The following is a 21905-nucleotide window of genomic DNA, read 5'->3' as shown; positions in this document are numbered from 1 at the left end:
ATTCAAATTCCTGAGGCGCCTCAGTACTCAAGGCGCTCCGGCCGGATCTCCTGCAGGATGGTGGTGGCGATCTCTTCGATCGACTTGGTCGTCGTCGACAACCACCGGATGCCTTCTCGCCGCATCATGCCTTCGGCCTCGCTCACCTCCATGCGACAGTTGTCCAGGCTCGCATAGCGCGAGTTGGGACGGCGCTCGTTGCGGATCTCGCTCAGGCGCTCGGGTGCAATCGTGAGGCCAAAAATTTTCTTGCGGTGCGCCACCAGGGCAGGCGGCAGTTTGCGGCGGTCGAAGTCTTCGGGGATCAGCGGGTAGTTGGAGGCCTTCAGGCCGTATTGCATGGCCAGGTAGAGCGAAGTCGGCGTCTTGCCGCTGCGGCTCACGCCCACCAGGATCACGTCGGAGCCCTGCAGGTCCTTGTGGCTCTGGCCGTCGTCGTGCGCCAGCGAGAAGTTGATGGCCTCGATGCGGTCGTTGTAGGCCTTGCTCTTGGAGGCATCCGAAAAACGCCCGACCCGGTGGTTGGACTTGACGCCCAGCTCATGCTCCATGGGCTCCACGAAGGTGCCGAACATGTCGAGCATCATGCCGTGGCAGTGCCCCTGAAACACGGCGAGCACCTCCATGTTGACCACGGTGGTGAAGACCATCGGGCGCTTGCCCTCGATCTCTGCGGTGTGGTTGATCTGGCGCACCGCCTGGTGGGCCTTGTCCACGCTGTCCAGAAACGGCAGGCGCACACGTCGCACCTCGATTTCGAACTGGGCCAGCAGGGCGTTGCCGAAGGTCTCGGCCGTGATGCCGGTGCCGTCGGAGATGAAGAAGACCGTTCTGTTGGGCATGGGGGGCGCGTCCTTACAATACCGGGTGTTGTGTCGGGGTCATTATCCGTGGCCCTGCCGTCTCATTTGCTTCCCTGCCCGGTGCCAGACCCACAACAGAACAACAGGTCGCCAGCCCCTGCATGGACACCCCGGTTTTTCAACCTTAGGAGTTTTCCCATGTCCAACCTGTTTGGAGCGACCGATCTGGTCGTGCCTTTCGAAAAATTGCGGATGAGCGACGTCGAGTCGGTCGGCGGCAAGAACGCCAGCCTCGGCGAGATGATTTCCCAATTGCCCACCGGCGTGAAAGTGCCCACCGGCTTTGCCACCACGGCACACGCGTTCCGTGAATTCCTCAAACACGACGGCCTGACCGAGCGCATCAACGCGCGCCTGGACGCGCTGGACACCGAAGACGTGCGCGCGCTGGCATTGGCCGGTGCCGAGATCCGGGCCATGGTGGAAAACCAGCCGTTCCCGGCCGATCTGGAAAAGGCCATCCGCGAAGCCTTCGTCACCCTCACCAGCGGGAACACCACGGCTTCGTTTGCCGTGCGTTCTTCGGCGACCGCCGAAGACCTGCCCGACGCTTCGTTTGCCGGACAGCAGGAGACCTTCCTCAACGTGATCGGCATCGAAGAGGTGTTGCACAAGATGAAGGAGGTCTTCGCCTCTCTCTACAACGACCGCGCCATCAGCTACCGCGTGCACAAGGGCTTTGCCCATGCCGACGTGGCCCTGAGTGCGGGCGTGCAGCGCATGGTGCGCTCCGACCTGGGTGCTGCCGGCGTGATGTTCACCATCGACACCGAGAGCGGCTTCGAGGACGTGGTCTTCATCACCAGCAGCTACGGCCTGGGCGAGACCGTGGTGCAGGGCGCCGTGAACCCGGACGAGTTCTACGTGCACAAGCCCATGCTCAAGGCCGGCAAGCGCGCACTGATCCGCCGCAATCTGGGCAGCAAGCTGATCCAGATGGGTTTCACCACCGATGCCGAGAAATCGGGCAGCGGCACGCTCCAGGGCAAGCTGGTGAAGACCACCGACGTGCCGGTGGAGCTGCGCAACCGCTACAGCCTCTCCGACGCCGACGTGGAGCAGCTGGCGCGCTACGCGATGGTGATCGAACAGCACTACGGCCGCGCGATGGACATCGAGTGGGGCAAGGACGGCGTGGACGGTCAGCTCTACATCCTGCAGGCGCGCCCCGAGACGGTGAAGAGCCAGAGCGCCGGCAAGACCGAGGTGCGCTACAAGCTCAAGGGCAAGGGCGCGGTGCTGGCCAGCGGCCGCGCCATCGGCCAGAAGGTGGGCACGGGCCCGGTGCGCCTGGTTCACAACATCAGCGAGATGGACAAGGTGCAGCCCGGTGATGTGCTGGTGACCGACATGACCGACCCGAACTGGGAGCCGGTGATGAAGCGGGCCAGCGCCATCGTGACCAACCGCGGCGGGCGCACCTGCCACGCGGCCATCATCGCGCGCGAGCTGGGCATTCCGGCGGTGGTGGGTTGTGGCGATGCGACCGAGCTGCTCAAGGAGGGCACGCTGGTCACGGTGAGCTGCGCCGAGGGCGACACCGGCAACATCTACGACGGCCTGCTGGAGACCGAGATCACCGAGGTGCAGCGTGGTGAGATGCCTCCGCTGGACGTGAAGATCATGATGAACGTGGGCAACCCGCAACTGGCATTCGACTTCTGCCAGATCCCCAACGGTGGCGTGGGTCTGGCGCGGCTGGAATTCATCATCAACAACAACATCGGCGTGCACCCCAAGGCGATCCTGGACTACCCGCAGATCGACGCCGACCTGAAGAAGGCGGTGGAGTCGGTGGCCCGCGGCCACGCCTCGCCGCGCGCGTTCTACGTGGACAAGGTGGCCGAAGGCGTGGCCACCATCGCGGCGGCCTTCTGGCCCAAGCCGGTGATCGTGCGCCTGTCGGACTTCAAGAGCAACGAGTACCGCAAGCTGGTGGGTGGTTCGCGCTACGAACCCGATGAAGAGAACCCGATGCTGGGCTTTCGCGGTGCGGCGCGCTACATCAGCGAAGACTTCCGCGAAGCCTTTGCCATGGAATGCGAAGCGCTCAAGCGCGTGCGCGAAGACATGGGCCTGGACAACGTGCAGGTGATGGTGCCGTTCGTGCGCACGCTGGGCCAGGCCAAGCGAGTGACCGAGCTCATGGCCGACAAGGGACTGAAGCGCGGCGAGAACGGTCTCAAGGTCATCATGATGTGCGAGATCCCGAGCAATGCGGTGCTGGCCAAGGACTTCCTGCAGTACTTCGACGGCTTCTCGATCGGCTCCAACGACCTGACCCAGCTCACCCTGGGTCTGGATCGCGATTCGGGCCTGGAGCTGCTCGCGCACGATTTCGACGAGCGTGACCCGGCGGTCAAGGCGCTGTTGCAGATGGCCATCAGCGCCTGCCGGGCCGAGGGCAAGTACGTGGGCATCTGCGGCCAGGGCCCCAGCGACCACCCCGACTTCGCGCAGTGGCTGCGCGACGAGGGCATCAGCTCGATCTCGCTGAATCCGGACTCCGTGGTCGACACCTGGCAGTTGTTGTCGTCCACCCAGAAGTGACGAAACCAGCGCGTTGGTGAACAAGCGGCAGTGGGCAACCCTGCCGCTTTTTTCATGACCCGACGCGTGAGATTCGGCTCAGCGCATGGCGCACAATCGAATCGCGCACCGCTGGCCATGGTCCGTGGTGAGCGTTTGAGGAGACACGCATGTTCAAAGGTCTCGCCGCCCAGCGCCTGGTGGCCCTGTTCTTCGCCGCTGCGGCGTTGTTCAACTTTCCGCTGCTGGCGCTCTGGGACCACGATGCGCGGGTGTGGGGATTGCCGCTGTTCCCGCTCGCGCTGTTCGTCATCTGGGCGGTGCTGATCGCAGCGCTTGCGTGGGTGGTGGAGCACCACAGCAACGTGTCTCAACACGACTGAACATGCTCTCGGCCCCGCTCGTCATCGGCGTTTCGTTTTCCTATCTGCTGCTGCTGTTCGCTGTGGCCTATTGGGGCGACCTGCGGGCCGCGCAGGGCCGTTCGGTGATCTCCAGCCCCTGGGTGTATGCGCTCTCCATGGCGGTGTACTGCACCGCCTGGACCTATTTCGGCAGTGTGGGGCGCGCGGCCAACGCCGGTGTGTGGTTCCTGCCGATCTACCTGGGGCCCATGCTGGCGATGCTGCTGGCCTGGATGGTGGTGCGCAAGATGATCCGCATCGCCAAGACCTACCGCATCACCTCCATCGCCGACTTCATTGCCAGCCGCTATGGCAAGAGCCCGCTGCTGGCGGGCCTGGTGACGCTGATCACGGTGGTGGGCATCGTTCCCTACATCGCGCTGCAGCTCAAGGCGATCGCCAGCGGCTATGCGGTGCTCACCTCGCCGCTGGGCATGCCGGCGGTGCAGAGTGCGGACTGGTGGAGCGACAGCACGCTGTATGTGGCGATCGCGCTGGCCGGTTTCACCATCGTGTTTGGCGCGCGCCATCTGGACAGCACCGAGCGCCATGAAGGCATGGTGGCGGCGATCGCGTTCGAGTCGGTGGTCAAGCTGGTGGCCTTCATGGCGGTGGGCCTGTTCGTGTGCTTCGGCCTCTTTGCAAGCCCGGCGGCGCTGTTCGACCAGGCCCATGCCGTCGAGGAGCTGCGCCGCCTGATGCAGTTTGACCAGGGCCAGCCATTTGCTTACGCGCAGTGGCTGGGCCTGACCTTGTTGGCGATGTTGTCGGTGATCTTCCTGCCGCGCCAGTTCCAGGTGATGGTGGTGGAAAACGTGGACGAGAACCACCTCAAGCGCGCGGTCTGGGGGTTCCCGCTGTACCTCCTGCTCATCAACCTGTTCGTGCTCCCGATCGCGCTCGGGGGATTGCTGCATTTCGGCTCGGGGCGCATGGACCCGGAGACCTTCGTGCTGTCGCTGCCGCTGTCACAAGGGCAAGGTGCGTTGGCGTTGTTTGCCTTCGTGGGCGGCCTTTCGGCGGCCACCGGCATGGTGATCGTGGAAGCCATCGCGGTGTCCACCATGGTGTGCAACGACCTGGTGATGCCGCTGTTGTTGCGCATGCGTCGCTTTGGTGCGCGTGCCAGCGGCGACCTCACTGCCGTGCTGCTGCGCATCCGCCGCCTGGCGATCCTGGGCATCCTGTTGCTGGGCTATCTGTACTTTCACCTCGCTGGTGATGCCTACGCGCTGGTGAGCATCGGTCTCATCAGCTTCGCGGCGGTGGCCCAGTTCGCGCCGGCCTTGCTGGGCGGCATGTACTGGAAAGGTGGCACGCAGCACGGCGCACTGGCCGGTCTGCTGCTGGGCTTTGCCTTCTGGGCGTACACACTCATGCTTCCGTCCCTGGTGAAGTCGGGTTGGCTCACTGCCGATTTCATGGAGCAGGGGCCTTTTGGCCTGTGGCTGTTCAAGCCCGAGGCCTTTCTCGGCCTGGCCGGGCTGGACAACCTCACCCACTCGCTGATCTGGAGTCTGCTGGCCAATGTGACGGGTTATGTGGGCGTGTCGCTCTGGCGCGCGCCCACCGCACGCGAGACCAGCCAGGCCCTGCTGTTCGTCGACGTGTTTCATCGCACCTTCGCCACGCGCCCGGTGTTCTGGCAGGGCAAGGCAAAAGTGTCGGCCCTGCTGCCGCTGGTGGGGCGTTTCCTCGGCGTGGAGGCCGCGCAGCGCTTGTTTGCCGACTACGCCGATCGCGCCGGGGTGAGGCAGATCGAGCAGATACCGGCCGATGCGCGGCTGGTTCATTTTGTGGAGACGCAACTGGCCGGCGCCATCGGCAGCGCGTCGGCGCGGGTGATGGTGGCATCGGTGGTGGAAGAGGAGGCACTGGATCTCGACGACGTGATGCGCATCCTTGACGAAGCGTCGCAGTTGCGCGCCTATTCGCATGCGTTGGAGGAAAAGTCGCAGTCGCTGGAGCGTGCCACGGCCGAGCTGCGCCAGGCCAACGACCAGCTCAAGAGCCTGGACCGGCTGAAGGACGATTTCATGTCGTCGGTGACGCACGAACTGCGCACGCCCTTGACCTCGATCAGGGCATTGGCCGAGCTGATGCGCGACGATGCCGGCATGGACAGCGTGCAGCGTCAGCAGTTTGTGGGCATCATCGTGGCCGAGACCGAGCGGCTGAGCCGCCTGGTCAACCAGGTGCTGGACATGGCCAAGATCGAGTCGGGCAACGCCGAGTGGCACGACACCGAAGTGGACATGAAAGCCCTGCTGGAGCAAGCCGCCAGCACCATGGCCGAGCCGCTGCGCGAGCGCGGCGTGCGGTTGGTGCTTGATGTGCCGGTGCGGGTGCAGCCTCTGCACGCCGACGCCGACCGGCTGATGCAGGTGGTGCTCAACCTGCTCTCCAACGCGGCCAAGTACGCACCGCGCGACACCGGCCGCGTGGTGCTGAGCCTGAAAGAGCACGAGGAGGGTGTCGAGGTGGAGGTGCAGGACAACGGACCGGGCATTGCACCAGACCAGCAGGCCATGGTGTTCGAGAAGTTCCGCCAGATCGCGGGTGATGCGCACTACCGGCCAGGCGGCACGGGCCTGGGCTTGCCGATCAGCCGACAGATCGTCGCGCATTTCGGCGGGCGCATGTGGCTGCATTCCACACCGGGGCAGGGGGCGGTGTTCGGGTTTTCGCTGCCGCGCCGGACAGGTACAACAACGCAAGGAGACGACTCATGAGCCACAAGATATTGATCGCCGACGACGAACCCAACATCCTGATTTCGCTGGAGTTCCTCATGAAACGGGAAGGCTTCGAGGTCGTGCTGGCGCGCGACGGACAGGAAGCCATTGACGCGATCAAGCGCGAGCACCCGGCGCTCGTGCTGCTCGACGTGATGATGCCGGTCAAGACCGGGTTTGATGTGTGCAGCGAGGTGCGCGCCAACGAGAACTTGCGCGACATGCTCATCGTGATGCTGACCGCCAAGGGCCGCGACACCGACGTGGCCAAGGGCCTGGCACTGGGTGCCAACGCGTACATGACCAAACCGTTTTCCACCAAAGAGCTGGTGCAAAAGGTGCACGAGCTGCTGGGGCCCGCGCCATGAGCCGTCGGCGCATGGGCCGCCGGTTCTGGCTGGGCGTGGCGCTCCTGAGTGGCGCCGTCCTGCTGTGGCTCTGCCTGACGTGGGTCATCGTGGGCTCGACGCTGGATGCAGATCAACGCCAACTGCTGGCAGGGATCGTGGCTTCGCGCAGCACGCTGGTGGTCATGATGGGCGTGGTCCTGCTGAGCGCGCTGGCGTTCGCGGTGCGTGCGCTGGTGGATCACTTCATCGAACCGGCGGCCCAGCTCGCCGAAGAGGGCATGGTGCTGGTGCGCACCGACGGGGCGCGCGTCCTGCCGGCTCAGGGCAGCGCGGAGAACCGTGCGGTCACTGCGGTGATCAACCAGCTGGTGGCGCAGCGCACCCGGCTGCGCCTCGATATGGATGCGCGCGTGCTGGAGGCCAGCCGCGACATCGAGCAGGAAAAGGGCCGGCTGGCCGCGCTCATGGCCGAGCTCACGCAAAGCGTCGTGGTGTGCAATCTGGATGGTCGCATCCTGCTCTACAACCAGCGCGCTCGCTTGCAGTTTCGCGCGCTGTCACGAGCGCCCGACGTCGCCGGTGGCGCAGAGTTGATCGGCCTGGGCCGCTCGATCTACACCGTGTTCGACCGCAAGCTGGTGGCTCATGCACTGGAAAACATCCAGCAGCGCATGCTCGCGGGGGTGGCGCAGCCTTCGGCCCAGCTCGTGACCTCCACGCCCGCGGGACAGCTGCTGCGCGTGCAGATGGCGCCGGTGCGTTCAGCCCAGGCCCAGGCCGCTGAAGACCCGGCCGATCGCGCCGAACTCACCGGTTTCGTGCTGATGCTCGACAACATCACGCGCGATTTCGAGGCCGAGTCGGCACGCGACCGGGTGCTGCACACCTTGACCGAGGGCACCCGATCCGCATTGGCCAACATGCAGGCCGCGCTCGATGTGCTGGACCACCCCGATCTGGAGCCGGCCGCGCGCGAACGCTTTCTGCGGGTGGTTCGCGAAGAAACCGGCGCGCTGGCACGGCGCATCGCGGCGATCGAATCCGATACCACTCAGAACCTGAAGACACGCTGGCCGCTCGAAGACATGCTGGGGGCCGATCTGGTGTCGGCCGCGCTGCGTCGCATCGAGACCGTGACCGGGTTGCCGGCCAGCGCACTGGAGGTCAATCCGGCGGTTTGGCTCAAGGTCGAGAGCTTTTCCCTCTTGCAGGCGCTGGTCCATCTCTCGGGCCGGTTGGTCGATGAGTTTGGCGTGCGTTTCGTGCAACTGCGCCTGGACCTGGCCACGGGCAGCGCGGGCAAAGCGCAACTGGACCTTGTCTGGTCGGGGCAGGCGATGAGCAACGAGACGGTGATGAGTTGGGAAGTGGACGCCATGACGCTGGGCGCCGAGACCACCGGGCTGAGCGTGCGCGATGTGATCGAGCGACACGGCGGTGCCTTCTGGTTCGAGCGCGAGCGCGCCCGCCACCAGGCGTTCTTCCGGATTCTGTTGCCGTTGGCCGATCCGCACGACCAGATCGACGCCACGACCTATGTGCACAGCAAGAGCCGGCCCGAGTACTACGACTTCGACCTTTTCAAGACAACCGAGCAGACCCGATCGCTCGATGAGCGCCGTCTGATCGATCTGATCTATACCGTGTTCGACACCGAGACCACCGGGCTGGAGCCCTCCATGGGCGACGAGATCATCCAGATCGGCGCGGCACGCATCGTCAACGGCAAGCTGCTGCGCCAGGAGTGCTTCGAGCAGCTGGTGGACCCGCAGCGCACCATCCCGGCGGCTTCGATTCCGATCCACGGCATTCAGCCCGCGATGGTGTTGGGGCAGCCGAAAATCGGCGAGGTGTTGCCGGCGTTTCACGCCTTTGCGCAAGACACCGTGCTGGTGGCGCACAACGCCGCGTTCGACATGCGTTTTCTGCAGATCAAGGAGCAGAGCACCGGTGTGGTGTTCGACCAGCCGGTGCTCGACACCCTGCTGCTGTCGGCGGTGATCCACCCGAACCAGGACTCGCACCGGCTGGAGGCCATTGCCGAGCGCTTCGACGTGCCCGTGATCGGTCGACACACTGCCATGGGAGACGCCATGGTGACCGCCGAGATCTTCCTCAAGCTGATCCCGCTGCTGGCGCAGCAGGGCATTCACACGCTGGGCCAGGCGCGCGAAGCGGCGCTGAAGACGTACTACTCGCGCCTGAAGTACTGATCCCTGCGCGGCGGCAGGTTGTTCAGAATCGCCCTACCTGGTAGCGCTGCTCCAGCACCGACTGCATGGTCTGAACCACCGCAAACGCATCCTTGAGCTGCGTACGTTCGAAGTTGGAGATCTCCTCCGGATTGAGGAAGTTGTCGGGTGGCAGGCCCGCGGCAATCTGGCGCGCCTGGTGCTGGATGCGCAGCGCGGCCAGGAACTCCAGCGCATCGCGCAAGTCGCGTGCGCTTTGGTTGCCGATGTCCCCTCCGTCTGCGACGCAGAGCAACCGGTCGTGCGTGTTCACCTCGGCATGTCCACCCGCCAGCGCGTAAACGCGGGCCAGATCGACGATGGGCACCACGCCGGTGTGCTTGAGGTCGATCGTGCCTTTGTGTTCACCGTTGCGCGCCGTTGACAAACCTTTGAACAGGCCCAACGGTGGCTGGTGGGTCAGTGCGTTGCCCACCATGTGGGCGAGAAAGATCGTGTTGCCCCGGGTGCTCTGCAGCACATCGCCGCGCAGGCCGTCGAGCAGGCTGCTCTGGCCGGCAATGGCCCGCAGGTCGAAAAACACGCAGGTGAGCATGAGCGCCTTTGGCTCGGGTTCGCGGGTCCAGCGACGAAAGTACTCGGCCCAGCGATGGCGTGGCTGCCGCCAGGCGTCGGTCATGGCCATCATCTCGCCCGGGCAGTGCACATAGCCGCAGGCGTCCAGGCCGTCGCAAACGAAGCGCGAGAGTTGCCGGAAGTAGTCACCGTGCAAGGCTTCGTCAAATGCGTCGTCGAGCACCATGCAGTTGTCCTGGTCGGACTTGGCGGTCTGCTCGTTACGGGCCTGGGAGCCTGCGGCGACCCACACGTAGTGCACCGGTGCCGGGCCCAGTTGTGTTTCGCCCAGCTGCAGCAGCCGAGTGGTGATGGCGTCGGTAATGGCGGTGATGATGTGGCCGGTGTTGTAGGCCGTGGCGTCGGCTGCGGCCAGACTTTGCTGGAGTGCGCGAACCTTGGAGCTGGCGCGTTGCAGGCCATCGATCGACGTCTGCTTGTAGATGTCGCCGGCCAGGTACACGGCCGAGGTGCTGTGCTGCTCTGTCAGGTCGGTCGCGGTGATCATCCCGGCGATGCGCTGCCCATCGAGCACGGGCACATGGTGAATGTTGTGGCGCGCCATCAGCAGCAGGGCGTTGAACGCGGGGTCGTTCAAGCCCACCGAAAAAGGCGCCAGTGTCGCGATGTCCATGATCGGCCGCTGCGTGTCCAGGCCCGCAGCAATCACGCGGTCGCGCAGGTCGCGGTCGGTGATCAGCCCGAACAGATGGCCTTGCTCCACGATCAGGATGGAGGACACGCGCTGCTCGCTCATGAGTTGCGCGGCCGTGCGAATGCTGGTGTGCGGGGGCAGGGTGATCGGCGCGCGTTTGATCAACGAACTCACCGGGGTGGTCATGAGGGTGAGCGCGGGGTCGCCCCGTGTGGCGCTGGCCTCACCCGGGACCGGGGTGGTGCTCGGTTCTTCTGTCAGTGGTGTGGTCATCTGTGTTGTAGGACTTAAGAATCCGTTCTTCATCCTATACCGTGCATGTGCTGCAAACCTCGGGTAAATCCTTAGAGGGTTTGACCTGCCTCAAGCGGGTCGCCAGTCCATTTGTAAGAAGTCGGTAAGGTGCGAATTCAGAATGATTCCAAACCAACCGAAGCCTCCATGCTTTTCTTCATTTCCGCGGTCAAGCTCATCACCGAAATTGCCTTGCTGGCACTGGTCGGCCAATGGGTGTTGGGCTTGCTCGCCGGCAAGCGCAAGGACACCAACCTTTTTTATCAGGTGCTACAGCAGGTGGGCAAACCCTTTGTGCAAGTGGCCCGGCTGGTGACACCGAAATTCGTGATTGAACGCCACCTTCCCCTGGTGGCGTTTCTCATTCTGGCCTTCATCTGGGTGGGGGTGACGCTGACCAAGGTCAATCACTGTCTGAAGATCGGAGTGGCACTGTGTCAGTGAATCGTTTGCTCAACCGCAAGTTCATCCAGTTGCAGATCCGCGCCCTGGTGCTCCTCGGTCGGCGCCAGTTTGCGTTGGACCGGGTGGACGACTTGCTCGGCGTCAACGCAGCCGATCCCTACGCCCTGGCCACCCGTGCCCACCTGCTGGCCGAACTCGGTGACAAGGCCGGGGCGCAACAGGCATTGCAACAACTGGTGGCCGCGCAGCCGGGCCAACCGGCGGGCTGGTTCAATCTGGGTTACCTCAGTGAGGAGATGGGCCACCTGGAGCAAGCCGAGGCGGCTTTCCGGCGCGCCACCGAGCTCGATCCCCAACTCGACCGGGCCTGGTACGGCCTGGCCCTGAGTCTCATCCGTCAGCGCCGCTTCGACGAAGCCGTCACCGCTCTGCGCAAGAACACCGAACTGCAACCCATGAGTCCCTACGGCTGGTATCAGCTGGCCCGGGTTCATGTGGACCGGCAAGAGCCCGACGAGGCCGCGAAGATCATTCGCCACCTCCGAAAGTTCGAGCCCAAAGTGGCTGCACAGCTGGAGCGTGAGACCGGTCTTGGGCAAGCCCAGGCCTGATTTCACGCCGCTGCTGCGCAGCCTTCAAAAGGGGGAGCCGGTGGGAGCCGGTGCCCGAGAAACGCGGACCGGTTGCAGGCTGCCTGGGGGACTGGGGTGGCGTTCGTGATGTGCCCGAGAGGGTGTTCTTGATGGAGGTCGATCGCATGGAACTGACTGACAAGCACCGCCGCTACTGGCGGAAAAACCTCAACATCACCGCCATATTGCTTGCAATCTGGTTCGTCGTGACGTTCGTGGTGAGCTACTTCGCACGTGACCTGAACTTCAACTTCTTCGGTTGGCCGTTCAGCTTCTGGATGGGTGCCCAGGGCGCCTTGGTGGTGTACTGCGTGATCATTGCGTACTACGCCTGGTACATGAACAAACTCGACATCGAGCACGGTGTCGAAGAGACCGAGGAATAACACCATGGCAGGCATGTTCGAAACCCAAGCTGGTGGGGGCCAAGGCAACAAGGCCTTCAAACAGCAACTCAACAAGGTGTACACGTGGTACACGGGCGGCTTCTTCATCTTCGTGGTGGTCCTGGCCATCCTGGAGCAGATGGGCTTGTCACGCGAATGGATCGGCTTCATCTTCCTGCTTGCCACCATCGGCCTGTACGCCGGCATCGGCATCATGAGCCGCACCACCGACGCGGCCGAGTACTACGTGGCGGGTCGTCGGGTCCCGGCGGTCTACAACGGCATGGCCACCGGCGCGGACTGGATGTCTGCCGCGTCGTTCATCGGCATGGCCGGCACGCTCTACCTCACGGGCTACAGCGGCCTGGCCTTCATCATGGGCTGGACCGGTGGCTACTGTCTGGTGGCGCTGTTTCTTGCGCCGTATCTGCGCAAGTTCGGCCAGTTCACCATTCCAGATTTTCTGGGTGAGCGCTACGGCGGCAACCTGCCACGTTTCATCGGCATCTTCGCGGCCATCCTGTGCTCGTTCACCTACGTGGTGGCGCAGATCTATGGTGTGGGCCTGATCACCTCGCGCCTGACCGGCGTGGCTTTCGAGCTCGGGATTTTCCTGGGTCTGGGCGGCATTCTGGTGTGCTCGTTCCTGGGCGGCATGCGCGCGGTCACCTGGACTCAGGTGGCGCAGTACATCATCCTGATCGTGGCTTACCTGATTCCCGTGATCTGGCTGTCGGTGAAGCAGACCAGCGTGCCGGTGCCGCAAGCCATCTACGGCTTCCAGCTGGAGAAAGTCACGGCCAAGGAAAAGCTGCTCACTGCCGACCCGAAGGAGCTGGAAGTTCGCGAGATCTTCAAGCAGCGTTCTGCCGCATTGGCTGAGAAGCTCAAGGACCCCGCCGCAGCACTGACTGCGGACAAGGCCGCTGCAGAAGCCAAGCTGGCCGCACTGCGCGCCGCCAATGGGCCGTCGGCAGACATCGCGGCGGCGGAAAAGGCGATCGCCGCCTTGCCCAAAGACGCGGCAGCTGCCAAGACTGCGTGGACCGCTGCGAAGACGGGCGCAGACAACAAGGCCAAGCCGCTCAACGGCATGCCGCCGCATTCACAGCAGTTCGCGGGTGACCCGAACGGTGATGCGAAAGCAGTGGAGGCTTACGACACCTCGCGTCGCAACTTCCTGGCCCTGATCTTCTGCCTGATGATCGGAACGGCCGCGCTGCCCCACATCCTGATGCGCTACTACACGGTGCCCAGCGTGCGGGAGGCGCGTGAATCGGTGACCTGGTCGTTGTTCTTCATCTTCCTGCTGTACTTCACCGCTCCGGCGCTGGCCGTGCTGGTGAAATACGAGGTGTTCCATGTGCTGGTCGGCACGCCATTCGACCAGTTGCCCGCCTGGGTGGCTTCCTGGAACAAGGTGGATCCTTCGTTGATGTCGATCGCTGACGTGAACAAGGATGGCATCCTGCAGCTCAACGAGATGACCATTGGTGGCGACATCATCGTGCTGGCCACGCCTGAAATCGGTGGCTTGCCCTACGTGATCTCGGGTCTGGTGGCTGCCGGTGGCCTGGCCGCCGCGCTGTCCACCGCGGATGGCCTGCTGCTGACGATCGCCAACGCGCTGTCGCACGACCTGTACTACAAGATGATCGACCCCAATGCATCCACGGCACGCCGCGTCACCATCTCCAAGATGTTGCTGCTGATCGTGGCGTTGGCCGCGGCCTACGTGGCGGCGCAGAAACCGGCGGACATCCTGTTCCTGGTCTCGGCGGCGTTCTCGTTCGCGGCGGCGGCGTTCTTCCCGGCGCTGGTGCTGGGCATCTTCTGGAAGCGCGCCACCGGTATTGCCGCATCGGCAGGCATGGTGGCAGGCTTGGGCATCACCGTGTATTACATGGTGACCACCCAGCCCTGGATGCGCGGCATCTTTGGCGTGACCTCGCCCGTCGAACTGTGGTTCGGCATCCTGCCGATCTCGGCCGGTGTGTTCGGTGTACCAGTCGGCTTTGTCGTGATCATTCTGCTCAGCCTGGTGACCCCGGAGCCCAGCCGCAAGGTGCAGCAGCTGGTGGAGCATGTTCGTTACCCGAGCCTGCGCATGAGCTGAGCACAGCCTGCGTCACCCCCGCTCACCCGCTGCCTCGGTGGCGGGTGAGCCCAAGAACCCGGCCAGTTTCGCGACTGGCCGGGTTTTTTGCTAGAATCGTGGGCTTGCCTTGCTGCACCCCAACCGACGCTGGGGGTAGCTTTAACCCAAACCTGCCCTCGGCGGGTGAATCCACAAGGAGAGTCCATGCGTCATTACGAAATCGTTTTGCTGATCCATCCGGATCAAAGCGAACAGGTTCCAGCCATGCTGGAGCGCTACAAGGGCATGATCACCGCCGGCGGCGGCAAGATCCACCGCGTTGAAGACTGGGGTCGTCGTCAGATGGCTTACCAGATCAACAAGCTGTCCAAGGCCCATTACCTGTGCGTCAACATCGAGGCCGATCAGGCCGTGATGGCTGAACTGGAACACGCGTTCAAGTTCAACGACGCCGTGCTGCGCCACCTGACCGTGCTGCGCAAGAAAGCCGACACCGGCCCATCGTCAATGATGAAGTCGGTCGAGCGTGAAGAAGCCCGAAAGCTTCAGCAGCCCGAACAGCGCAGCCAGCAGCAGCACCAACCGCAGGAACAGGCCCAGGCTTGATGCCCGGTGCGCGTTAACGTCAACGGGTGAACCAGACTCATTTGTCGGCCATGGTGGTGCAGGTGCAGAGCCTGCGGTACACACCGGCAGGCATACCGGCAGTCAACCTCGTGCTCGAACACGAGTCACAGATCGTCGAACTGGACACCCCCAGGCAAGTGAAACTGCAACTCAGGGCGATCGCCTTCGGGTCGCATGCCGAAATCCTCTCCCGACAGGGACTCGATTCGGTCTGTGAGTTTCACGGCTTTCTGACCAACGCGCGCAATGGCAAAGGCGTGGTGTTCCACATCCAAGATTTCAGCAAGACATAGGAAGGCCCATCATGGCGTCACCCAAACGTTTCAACAAAGACAAGCGCCCCAAGCGCAACACCCAATCGCTGCTGTTCAAGCGCAAGCGCTTCTGCCGCTTCACCGTGGCCAACGTCGAAGAAGTCGACTACAAGGACGTCGATGTCCTGCGTGACTTCATCGCCGAGAACGGCAAGATCATTCCCGCGCGCCTGACCGGCACGCGTGCCTTCTACCAGCGTCAGGTCAACACCGCCATCAAGCGCGCGCGCTTCCTCGGCATGTTGCCTTACAGCGACCAGCACCGCGTCTGAAAGAGAGCCTGACATGCAAATCATCCTGCTCGACAAAGTTGTCAATCTCGGCGCCCTCGGCGATGTGGTCAAGGTCAAAGACGGCTACGCCCGCAACTTCCTGATCCCTTCCGGCCGTGCTCGCCGTGCCACGCAAAATGCTATCGCCGAATTCGAAGCACGCCGCGTCGAACTCGAAAAAGTGGCCGCTGCCAAACACGCCGAAGCCCAGGCCTTGGGCGAAAAGCTCGCCGCCGTGACGGTCAAGCTGTCGCAAAAAGCTGGTGTTGACGGTCGCCTGTTCGGCTCCGTAACCAACCACGACGTGTCTGAAGAGCTGAACAAACAAGGCTTCAAGGTCGCGAAGTCGCAAGTCCGCATGCCCAATGGTCCCCTGAAGAACGTGGGCGACTACACGGTGAGTGTGAACCTGCACACCGACGTGACGGTGGACGTCAACGTTTCGGTGCTCGGCGAAACCGCCTGAGTCCCGCGCGAGCGCTCAGGCGCTTCGCTCAAAAGCCGCTGCCTTCGGGCCGCGGCTTTTTTCTTTGGGTGCGCGTGGCCCACATGTCTTGTGGGGCCGTCCGTCATCCACCTCTTTTACCGGACTTGTCCACAGACTTGTCCCATGACTTTCGAGAGGCCAGCGCGTACCATGGCCCTTTACTTTTTCCACGCCGATGTCCGCCGTTTTTTCCAGTTCCTTCTCTTCCTTTGATGCCGGCTTGGACGAGGGCGTTGGTGGCGCTGACCGCCAGATTGCTCAGTTGCGCGTCCCCCCGCACTCCATTGAGGCCGAGTCCAGCGTGCTCGGCGGCCTGTTGCTCGACAACGGCGCCTGGGATCGGGTGGCAGACCTCCTCAACGACTCCGATTTCTACCGCTATGAACATCGCCTGACCTACTCGGTGATCGCCACGCTGGTCAACGCCAGCAAGCCGGCCGACGTGGTCACGGTGTTCGAGCATCTGCAGAATCTGGGCAAGGCCGAAGAGGCGGGTGGTCTGGCCTATCTCAACTCGCTGGCGCAGTACGTGCCCAGTGCTGCCAACATCCGCCGCTACGCCGAGATCGTGCGTGAGCGCGCCATCCTGCGCAAGCTGGTGGCCGCCAGCGACGAGATCGCCACCGCGGCTTTCAACACGCAGGGCAAGTCGGTCGACAAGATCCTCGACGAAGCCGAGCAGAAGATCTTCAACATTGGTGAAGAAGGCTCGCGCATGAAGGAGGGCTTCCAGGGCATGGACACGCTCGTGGTCGAGTTGCTCGACCGCGTGCAGGAGATGGCCGACAACCCGAACGACATCACTGGTGTGCCCACCGGCTTCGTGGACCTCGACCGCATGACCTCAGGTCTGCAGGCGGGCGATCTGGTGGTGCTCGCCGCGCGCCCGTCCATGGGCAAGACCGCGTTCGCGATCAACATCGCCGAGCACGTGGCGCTCAACGAGGGCCTGCCGGTAGCAGTGTTCTCGATGGAAATGGGCGCCTCCCAGCTGGCGGTGCGTATCGTCGGCTCGATCGGGCGCATCAACCAGACCCACCTGCGCAACGGCAAGCTCACCGACGACGAATGGCCGCGCCTGACAGAAGCCATTGAAAAGCTGCGAAACGTCTCGCTGCACATCGACGAGACCCCTGGCCTGACCGCCAGCGTGCTGCGCGCCAACGCGCGGCGGCTCTCGCGCCAGTGCGGCAAGCTTGGTTTGATCGTGGTCGATTACCTGCAGCTCATGAGTGGCAGTGGGGGTGACGGTGACAACCGCGCCTCGGAGCTGGGTGAAATTTCGCGGGGCCTGAAGATGCTGGCCAAGGAGCTGCAGTGCCCGGTGATCGCGCTCTCTCAGCTCAACCGCAGCGTCGAAACCCGCACCGACAAGCGCCCCATGATGAGCGACCTGCGCGAATCCGGCGCCATCGAGCAGGATGCGGACATCATCATGTTCATCTATCGCGACGAGTACTACACCAAGGACGCATGCAAGGAGCCGGGCGTGGCCGAGATCATCATCGGCAAGCAGCGAAACGGCCCCACCGGCACGGTGAAGCTGGCCTTTCTCAACATGCTCACCCGCTTTGAATCGCTCGCTGGTGGTGGCGATTTCTAGTGAAAAGTTACCCATGAAAAAACCCGGCCTTGGCCGGGTTTTTTCATGTTGGCGTGAACCTCGGGCTCAGAGCACTTCGCTGGCAAAGTCAGCCAATCGCGAACGCTCGCCGCGCGCCAGCGTGATGTGTCCGCCGTGTGGCCAACCCTTGAAGCGGTCGACCGCAAACGTGAGGCCTGACGAGCCCTCGGTGAGGTAGGGCGTGTCGATCTGCGCGAGGTTGCCCATGCAGATGATCTTGGTGCCTGGGCCCGCGCGGGTGATCAGGGTCTTCATCTGCTTGGGCGTCAGGTTCTGCGCCTCGTCGATGATCACGTACTTGTTCATGAAGGTGCGACCACGCATGAAGTTCATGCTCTTGACCTTGATGCGGCTGCGGATCAGCTCGTTGGTGGCCGCGCGGCCCCATTCGCCAGCGTTGCCGCCGTCGCCCTTGGCCAGGAACTCCAGGTTATCGTCCAGTGCGCCCATCCACGGGCCCATCTTTTCCTCTTCGGTGCCCGGCAGGAAACCGATGTCCTCGCCCACGCTCACGGTGGCGCGGGTCATGATGATCTCGGTGTAGCGGCGGTCGTCGAGTACTTGCGTGAGGCCGCTGGCCAAGGCCATCAGCGTCTTGCCCGTGCCAGCCGTTCCCGCGAGCGTCACGAAGTCGATTTCAGGGTCCATCAGCAGGTTGAGCGCGAAGTTCTGTTCGCGGTTGCGGCTGGTCACGCCCCAGACCGCGTTTTTGAGGTGGGTGTAGTCCTTGAGCGTCTTGAGAACCGCTGTCTTGTCGCGGATCTCGGTCACGCGGGCGTAAAGGGAGGGCTCGCCAGGCGCTTCGAAGTAAACGAACTGGTTGATGTAGAACTGGCCCACCGCTGGGCCGCTGACGCGGTAGAAGGTGTGGCTGCCACTCTGCCAGCTCTCGATGGTCTTGCTCTGGCGCGTCCAGAAGTCCTGTGGGAGCGCCAGCGCGCCCGCATACAGCAACTCGCCGTCGTCCAGTGTTTTGTCGTTTTGGTAGTCCTCGGCGGCCAGGCCCAGCGCGCGAGCTTTCACGCGCATGTTGATGTCTTTCGACACCAGGATCACTTCGCGCTCGGGATGGCGTTGACGCAGCGAATGCACCACGCCCAGGATCTGGTTGTCCGCTTTTCCCTGTGGCAGGCTCGACGGCAAGTTGCTTTCCAGCGGTTCGGTCTGGAAGAACAGCAGACCGCGTGCGCCGTGGTGACCGGTGGCCGAGAGCTTGAGGCCCTTGGTCATGTCGCCACCTTGCTGCGCCACCAAAGCGTCGAGCGTGCGGCTGGTCTGGCGCCCGTTGCGGGCCACTTCGGTCATGCCCTTCTTGTGACCATCGAGCTCTTCAAGCACGATCATCGGCAGGAAGATGTCGTGTTCCTCGAAGCGGAACAGGCTCATGGGGTCGTGCAGCAACACGTTGGTGTCCAGCACAAAGAGCCTGGCCGGTCCCGAACTCGCCTTGCCCGCAGAACGTCGACGGCTGCCGGATGAGGCGGTGACTTGAGCGGCGACCGGGCTCCTGGTGGTTTGACTGGGCACCAACGCCATGGTCGGAGTGGCTTTTTCCAGAACGGGCTGGACCTTCGGGGACTCAGCGACGGGAGCCACTGCCGCGGGTTTGCGACCCCGGCCCGCAGGCTTGGCAGCCGGTTTGCCAGCAGGATGCGGTGCCAATGTGGCTGTTCCACGCTCGACCGGTCGCGCGGGCGCGGCGGCCGGCGCTGGTGGCACAGGTGCTTCGTCCGTTGGCAGGTCGAACGGTTCGTCGGCTGCTTTGAGGCTGTAGGCCTCAGGTGAAAGAAGGGCGGCGCGTTTGGAAGGAGCGGGAGGCAGTGGCATGTGGGCTTGTGTGTTCAGCGCAGGGCTGGAAAACAAAAAGCCGCCGGGGTGACCGGGCGGCTTTCGGGGCTGCTGGAAGAGTGCAGAAGGGGTGGGGCTGAGAGGCTTCCCGGCGTCATGAATTCATTATGCATGAGTCCCGTGACGCAAAACCCACGCCCACAGCCCAACTTGATCAGGTACAGATCAGGCGGCCTTCTTGAGTGTCTTCACGGCCTTGAGCACGTCTTCAACATGACCCGGGACCTTCAGGCCACGCCATTCCTGCTTCAGGACGCCATCCGGGCCGATCAGGAAGGTGCTGCGCTCGATGCCCTTGACCTTTTTGCCGTACATGATCTTGTTCTTGACCACGCCGAACATGTGGCACATCTTTTCTTCGGTGTCGGCGATCAGCTCGAAGGGGAGTTCAAGCTTGGTCTTGAAGTCGTCGTGCGACTTCATGTTGTCGCGCGAGACGCCGAACACCTGGGCACCGGCCTTCACGAAGTCCTTGTACTTGTCGCGGAACTGCATGGCTTCGGTCGTGCAGCCGGGCGTGTTGTCCTTGGGATAGAAGTACAGCACGATGGTCTGGCCCAGATGCGTCTGGTTGCTGACCTTGATGCCGCCCGTGGCCATCGATTCGAATTCGGGAATGGGTTTATTGACAACGACTGCCATACTGCGTGGACCCCTGACGTAAGTTGGTGGTGATGCGTTGGCTTCCCGGCTGTTTCACGGCGAGCCCTGCGTTGCAGCAATGGGACCCGTGGCAGGAAACAATCCTCTATTTTACCCTGATTGGGCTCTGCCGTCACGGTAGCAACCCGGGGTGGTTGCCGGGGGCTCAGGTCTCCAGCAACAAGGCCGCGACCACTCGACGGCCCTCTCCCGCGAGGATGTTGTAGGTGCGGCAGGCGGCGGCCGTGTCCATGGTCTCAACACCGATGCGTTGGGCCATCAGGTCGCGCAGCAAGGCGGGGGGTGCGAAACGCAATCGCGAACCACTGCCGAACACGATGAGCTCGGGCGGCTCGGCGGCCAGCTGGATGAGCATGTTGAAGTGCGAGGCTTCCAGCAGTTCAAAACGCGAACAGGGCCAGGGCTGCAACTGGCCTTTGGGTGTGAGCACGAGGCTGTGGGAGTGGCGCTGGCCGTTCACTGCGATCCAGCCATCGCCATAGCCGGTGACGGACTGGATATCCAGCTTGTCGGAGTGCAGTTTCATGGGGCGGTGGCCGATCTGACGGTGTGCGGAACTGTGGTCAAATTGCAGGTTTTCCCTGCAGACGAGACCGAATATAACGCCCGGTGCAACACACCGGGAACACCGCCCCGCACGACCCCAGAACACCCAGGGAGTGACTTTGAAGACCATCCAGAAATCCGCCAAGCTGGCCAATGTGTGTTACGACATCCGGGGCCCGATCATGGATGCCGCGCGCAAGATGGAAGACGAAGGTCACAAGATCATTCGTCTGAACATTGGCAACCTGGCGGTGTTTGGTTTTGATGCGCCCGAGGAGATTCAGCAGGACATGATCCGCAACCTGCCGAACTCGGCGGGTTACTCGGACAGCAAGGGCATTTTTGGCGCGCGCAAGGCGGTGATGCACGAGACCCAGACGCAGGGCATCAAAGGCGTAACGCTCGACGACATCTATCTCGGCAATGGGGCAAGCGAACTGATCGTGATGGCCACCAACGCGCTGCTGGACGATGGCGACGAGCTGCTGCTGCCCGCGCCCGACTACCCGCTGTGGACCGCCGCCGTGAGCCTGTCCGGCGGCACGCCGGTGCACTACATGTGCGAGGAGTCGAATGGCTGGATGCCCGACCTGGACGACATCCGCCGCAAGATCACACCGGCCACCAAAGGCATTGTGGTGATCAACCCGAACAATCCGACTGGCGCGCTGTACTCCGACGAATTGCTCAAGTCCATCGTGGAGATCGCACGCGAACACGGCCTGGTGATTTTTGCCGACGAGGTCTACGACAAGGTGCTGTACGACGGCGTCAAGCACACGGCCATCGCCAGCCTGTCGGATGACGTGCTCACGCTGACCTTCAACTCGCTGTCCAAGAGCTACCGTTCGTGCGGCTACCGCGCGGGCTGGCTCGTTGTCTCGGGTGACAGGAAGCCGGCCAAGGACTACATCGAGGGCCTGAACATGCTCTCGAACATGCGCTTGTGCGCCAACGTGCCGGGCCAGTGGGCCATTCAAACGGCGCTGGGCGGCTACCAGAGCATCAACGATCTGGTGGGCGAGGGCGGCCGGCTGCGCCGCCAGCGCGACCTGGCCTACGAGCTCATCACCGCCATTCCGGGCGTGAGTTGCGTGAAGCCGTCGGCCGCGCTCTACATGTTTCCCAAGCTCGATCCGAAGATGTACCCGATCGAAGACGACCAGCAGATGTTCCTGGAACTGCTGCAGGAAACGCGCGTGATGCTGGTGCAGGGCTCGGGCTTCAACTACCCCGACAACCAGCACTTCCGCATCGTGTTCCTGCCGCACGAAGACGACCTGCGCGAGGCCATCAACCGCGTCGCGAAGTTCTTTGAAGGCTGGCGAAAACGCCACGGCACCTGATTTTTTTGCTCCCCAACCAT

20 protein-coding genes are annotated in these 21905 nt (G+C 63.2%); 15 read left to right on the top strand and 5 right to left on the bottom strand.

From position 1 onward, the window contains the following. Positions 1 to 20: 20 nt before the first annotated feature. Positions 21 to 842: a pyruvate, water dikinase regulatory protein gene (locus IV113_RS02015; RefSeq protein WP_291080308.1), complete on the bottom strand. Its 822-nt coding sequence runs from the start codon at positions 840 to 842 to the stop codon at positions 21 to 23. 159 nt (positions 843 to 1001) lie between these two features. On the opposite strand from IV113_RS02015, the gene ppsA reads away from it, so the two are divergent. From ppsA to IV113_RS01990, 5 genes are all read left to right on the top strand, one after another. Continuing rightward, complete coding sequence (gene ppsA / locus IV113_RS02010; RefSeq protein WP_291080306.1) at positions 1002 to 3413, top strand: phosphoenolpyruvate synthase; 2412 nt, start codon at positions 1002 to 1004, stop codon at positions 3411 to 3413. Between the two features lie 149 nt (positions 3414 to 3562). Continuing rightward, positions 3563 to 3775 carry a hypothetical protein gene (locus IV113_RS02005; RefSeq protein WP_291080304.1) on the top strand — a complete coding sequence of 71 codons (213 nt, stop codon included), beginning with the start codon at positions 3563 to 3565 and terminating at the stop codon, positions 3773 to 3775. A 2-nt stretch (positions 3776 to 3777) separates the two neighbouring features. Then, the gene (locus IV113_RS02000) at positions 3778 to 6528 is read left to right on the top strand and encodes a sensor histidine kinase (RefSeq protein WP_291080302.1); all 2751 of its coding nucleotides are present in this window, start codon (positions 3778 to 3780) and stop codon (positions 6526 to 6528) included. Then, complete coding sequence (locus tag IV113_RS01995; protein ID WP_291080300.1) at positions 6525 to 6899, top strand: response regulator; 375 nt, start codon at positions 6525 to 6527, stop codon at positions 6897 to 6899. Before IV113_RS02000 ends, IV113_RS01995 begins: the two co-directional genes overlap by 4 nt. Further along, on the top strand, positions 6896 to 9094 hold the full coding sequence (locus IV113_RS01990) for an exonuclease domain-containing protein (protein WP_291080298.1): 2199 nt from the start codon (positions 6896 to 6898) through the stop codon (positions 9092 to 9094). The genes IV113_RS01995 and IV113_RS01990 overlap by 4 nt, the downstream gene beginning before the upstream one ends. Positions 9095 to 9116: 22 nt before the next feature. Here IV113_RS01990 and IV113_RS01985 read toward each other — a convergent pair whose 3' ends face one another. Beyond that, positions 9117 to 10616 (bottom strand): putative nucleotidyltransferase substrate binding domain-containing protein, encoded by a 1500-nt coding sequence (locus tag IV113_RS01985; protein WP_291080296.1) that lies wholly within the window; start codon positions 10614 to 10616, stop codon positions 9117 to 9119. A gap of 168 nt (positions 10617 to 10784) precedes the next feature. On the opposite strand from IV113_RS01985, the gene IV113_RS01980 reads away from it, so the two are divergent. The 9 genes from IV113_RS01980 to dnaB all read left to right on the top strand — a co-directional run bounded on the left by IV113_RS01980 (position 10785) and on the right by dnaB (position 17461). Then, positions 10785 to 11081, top strand: coding sequence for a hypothetical protein (locus tag IV113_RS01980; RefSeq protein ID WP_291080294.1), 297 nt, complete (start codon positions 10785 to 10787; stop codon positions 11079 to 11081). Then, positions 11078 to 11653 carry a tetratricopeptide repeat protein gene (locus tag IV113_RS01975; protein ID WP_291080292.1) on the top strand — a complete coding sequence of 192 codons (576 nt, stop codon included), beginning with the start codon at positions 11078 to 11080 and terminating at the stop codon, positions 11651 to 11653. Before IV113_RS01980 ends, IV113_RS01975 begins: the two co-directional genes overlap by 4 nt. 146 nt (positions 11654 to 11799) lie before the next feature. After that, positions 11800 to 12060: a DUF4212 domain-containing protein gene (locus IV113_RS01970; RefSeq protein WP_291080290.1), complete on the top strand. Its 261-nt coding sequence runs from the start codon at positions 11800 to 11802 to the stop codon at positions 12058 to 12060. 4 nt (positions 12061 to 12064) lie between these two features. Beyond that, on the top strand, positions 12065 to 14176 hold the full coding sequence (locus IV113_RS01965; RefSeq protein WP_291080288.1) for a sodium:solute symporter family protein: 2112 nt from the start codon (positions 12065 to 12067) through the stop codon (positions 14174 to 14176). A 186-nt stretch (positions 14177 to 14362) separates the two neighbouring features. Continuing rightward, complete coding sequence (gene rpsF / locus IV113_RS01960) at positions 14363 to 14764, top strand: 30S ribosomal protein S6 (RefSeq protein WP_291080286.1); 402 nt, start codon at positions 14363 to 14365, stop codon at positions 14762 to 14764. A 26-nt stretch (positions 14765 to 14790) separates the two neighbouring features. Further along, positions 14791 to 15078, top strand: coding sequence for a primosomal replication protein N (gene priB, locus IV113_RS01955; RefSeq protein ID WP_291080284.1), 288 nt, complete (start codon positions 14791 to 14793; stop codon positions 15076 to 15078). Positions 15079 to 15089: 11 nt separating this feature from the next. Continuing rightward, entirely contained in the window at positions 15090 to 15371 is a 282-nt protein-coding gene (rpsR, locus tag IV113_RS01950; RefSeq protein WP_056276851.1) for a 30S ribosomal protein S18, read from the top strand. A gap of 13 nt (positions 15372 to 15384) precedes the next feature. Then, complete coding sequence (gene rplI, locus IV113_RS01945) at positions 15385 to 15837, top strand: 50S ribosomal protein L9 (protein ID WP_291080281.1); 453 nt, start codon at positions 15385 to 15387, stop codon at positions 15835 to 15837. 196 nt (positions 15838 to 16033) lie between these two features. Continuing rightward, entirely contained in the window at positions 16034 to 17461 is a 1428-nt protein-coding gene (gene dnaB / locus IV113_RS01940; protein WP_291080279.1) for a replicative DNA helicase, read from the top strand. Positions 17462 to 17527: 66 nt separating this feature from the next. Here the strand turns inward: dnaB and IV113_RS01935 are convergent, their stop codons facing one another. The 3 genes from IV113_RS01935 to IV113_RS01925 form a co-directional block, all read right to left on the bottom strand. Continuing rightward, a complete protein-coding gene (locus IV113_RS01935) occupies positions 17528 to 19309 on the bottom strand; it encodes a PhoH family protein (protein ID WP_291080277.1) in 1782 nt (593 codons plus the stop codon). A gap of 186 nt (positions 19310 to 19495) precedes the next feature. Then, positions 19496 to 19972, bottom strand: coding sequence for a peroxiredoxin (locus IV113_RS01930; RefSeq protein ID WP_056276841.1), 477 nt, complete (start codon positions 19970 to 19972; stop codon positions 19496 to 19498). Between the two features lie 166 nt (positions 19973 to 20138). Beyond that, complete coding sequence (locus IV113_RS01925) at positions 20139 to 20519, bottom strand: Mth938-like domain-containing protein (protein ID WP_291080274.1); 381 nt, start codon at positions 20517 to 20519, stop codon at positions 20139 to 20141. A 139-nt stretch (positions 20520 to 20658) separates the two neighbouring features. Here IV113_RS01925 and IV113_RS01920 point away from each other — a divergent pair, with 139 nt between their 5' ends. Beyond that, a complete protein-coding gene (locus IV113_RS01920; RefSeq protein ID WP_291080272.1) occupies positions 20659 to 21885 on the top strand; it encodes a pyridoxal phosphate-dependent aminotransferase in 1227 nt (408 codons plus the stop codon). Positions 21886 to 21905 lie beyond the last annotated feature (20 nt).

It is taken from the genome of Hydrogenophaga sp. (assembly GCF_018780385.1).
Classification (GTDB): Bacteria; Pseudomonadota; Gammaproteobacteria; order Burkholderiales; family Burkholderiaceae_C; genus Hydrogenophaga.
The sequence above is the reverse complement of the archived record's forward strand: the minus strand, read 5'-3'. Positions and strand labels throughout refer to the sequence as shown.

What these genes read in the sequence shown, in the direction of transcription:
- IV113_RS02015 (WP_291080308.1), bottom strand. Translation starts at nt 842, where the DNA reads ATGCCCAACAGAACGGTCTTCTTCATCTCCGACGGCACCGGCATCACG.
- ppsA (WP_291080306.1), top strand. Translation starts at nt 1,002, where the DNA reads ATGTCCAACCTGTTTGGAGCGACCGATCTGGTCGTGCCTTTCGAAAAA.
- IV113_RS02005 (WP_291080304.1), top strand. Translation starts at nt 3,563, where the DNA reads ATGTTCAAAGGTCTCGCCGCCCAGCGCCTGGTGGCCCTGTTCTTCGCC.
- IV113_RS02000 (WP_291080302.1), top strand. Translation starts at nt 3,778, where the DNA reads ATGCTCTCGGCCCCGCTCGTCATCGGCGTTTCGTTTTCCTATCTGCTG.
- IV113_RS01995 (WP_291080300.1), top strand. Translation starts at nt 6,525, where the DNA reads ATGAGCCACAAGATATTGATCGCCGACGACGAACCCAACATCCTGATT.
- IV113_RS01990 (WP_291080298.1), top strand. Translation starts at nt 6,896, where the DNA reads ATGAGCCGTCGGCGCATGGGCCGCCGGTTCTGGCTGGGCGTGGCGCTC.
- IV113_RS01985 (WP_291080296.1), bottom strand. Translation starts at nt 10,616, where the DNA reads ATGACCACACCACTGACAGAAGAACCGAGCACCACCCCGGTCCCGGGT.
- IV113_RS01980 (WP_291080294.1), top strand. Translation starts at nt 10,785, where the DNA reads ATGCTTTTCTTCATTTCCGCGGTCAAGCTCATCACCGAAATTGCCTTG.
- IV113_RS01970 (WP_291080290.1), top strand. Translation starts at nt 11,800, where the DNA reads ATGGAACTGACTGACAAGCACCGCCGCTACTGGCGGAAAAACCTCAAC.
- IV113_RS01965 (WP_291080288.1), top strand. Translation starts at nt 12,065, where the DNA reads ATGGCAGGCATGTTCGAAACCCAAGCTGGTGGGGGCCAAGGCAACAAG.
- rpsF (WP_291080286.1), top strand. Translation starts at nt 14,363, where the DNA reads ATGCGTCATTACGAAATCGTTTTGCTGATCCATCCGGATCAAAGCGAA.
- rpsR (WP_056276851.1), top strand. Translation starts at nt 15,090, where the DNA reads ATGGCGTCACCCAAACGTTTCAACAAAGACAAGCGCCCCAAGCGCAAC.
- rplI (WP_291080281.1), top strand. Translation starts at nt 15,385, where the DNA reads ATGCAAATCATCCTGCTCGACAAAGTTGTCAATCTCGGCGCCCTCGGC.
- dnaB (WP_291080279.1), top strand. Translation starts at nt 16,034, where the DNA reads ATGTCCGCCGTTTTTTCCAGTTCCTTCTCTTCCTTTGATGCCGGCTTG.
- IV113_RS01935 (WP_291080277.1), bottom strand. Translation starts at nt 19,309, where the DNA reads ATGCCACTGCCTCCCGCTCCTTCCAAACGCGCCGCCCTTCTTTCACCT.
- IV113_RS01930 (WP_056276841.1), bottom strand. Translation starts at nt 19,972, where the DNA reads ATGGCAGTCGTTGTCAATAAACCCATTCCCGAATTCGAATCGATGGCC.
- IV113_RS01925 (WP_291080274.1), bottom strand. Translation starts at nt 20,519, where the DNA reads ATGAAACTGCACTCCGACAAGCTGGATATCCAGTCCGTCACCGGCTAT.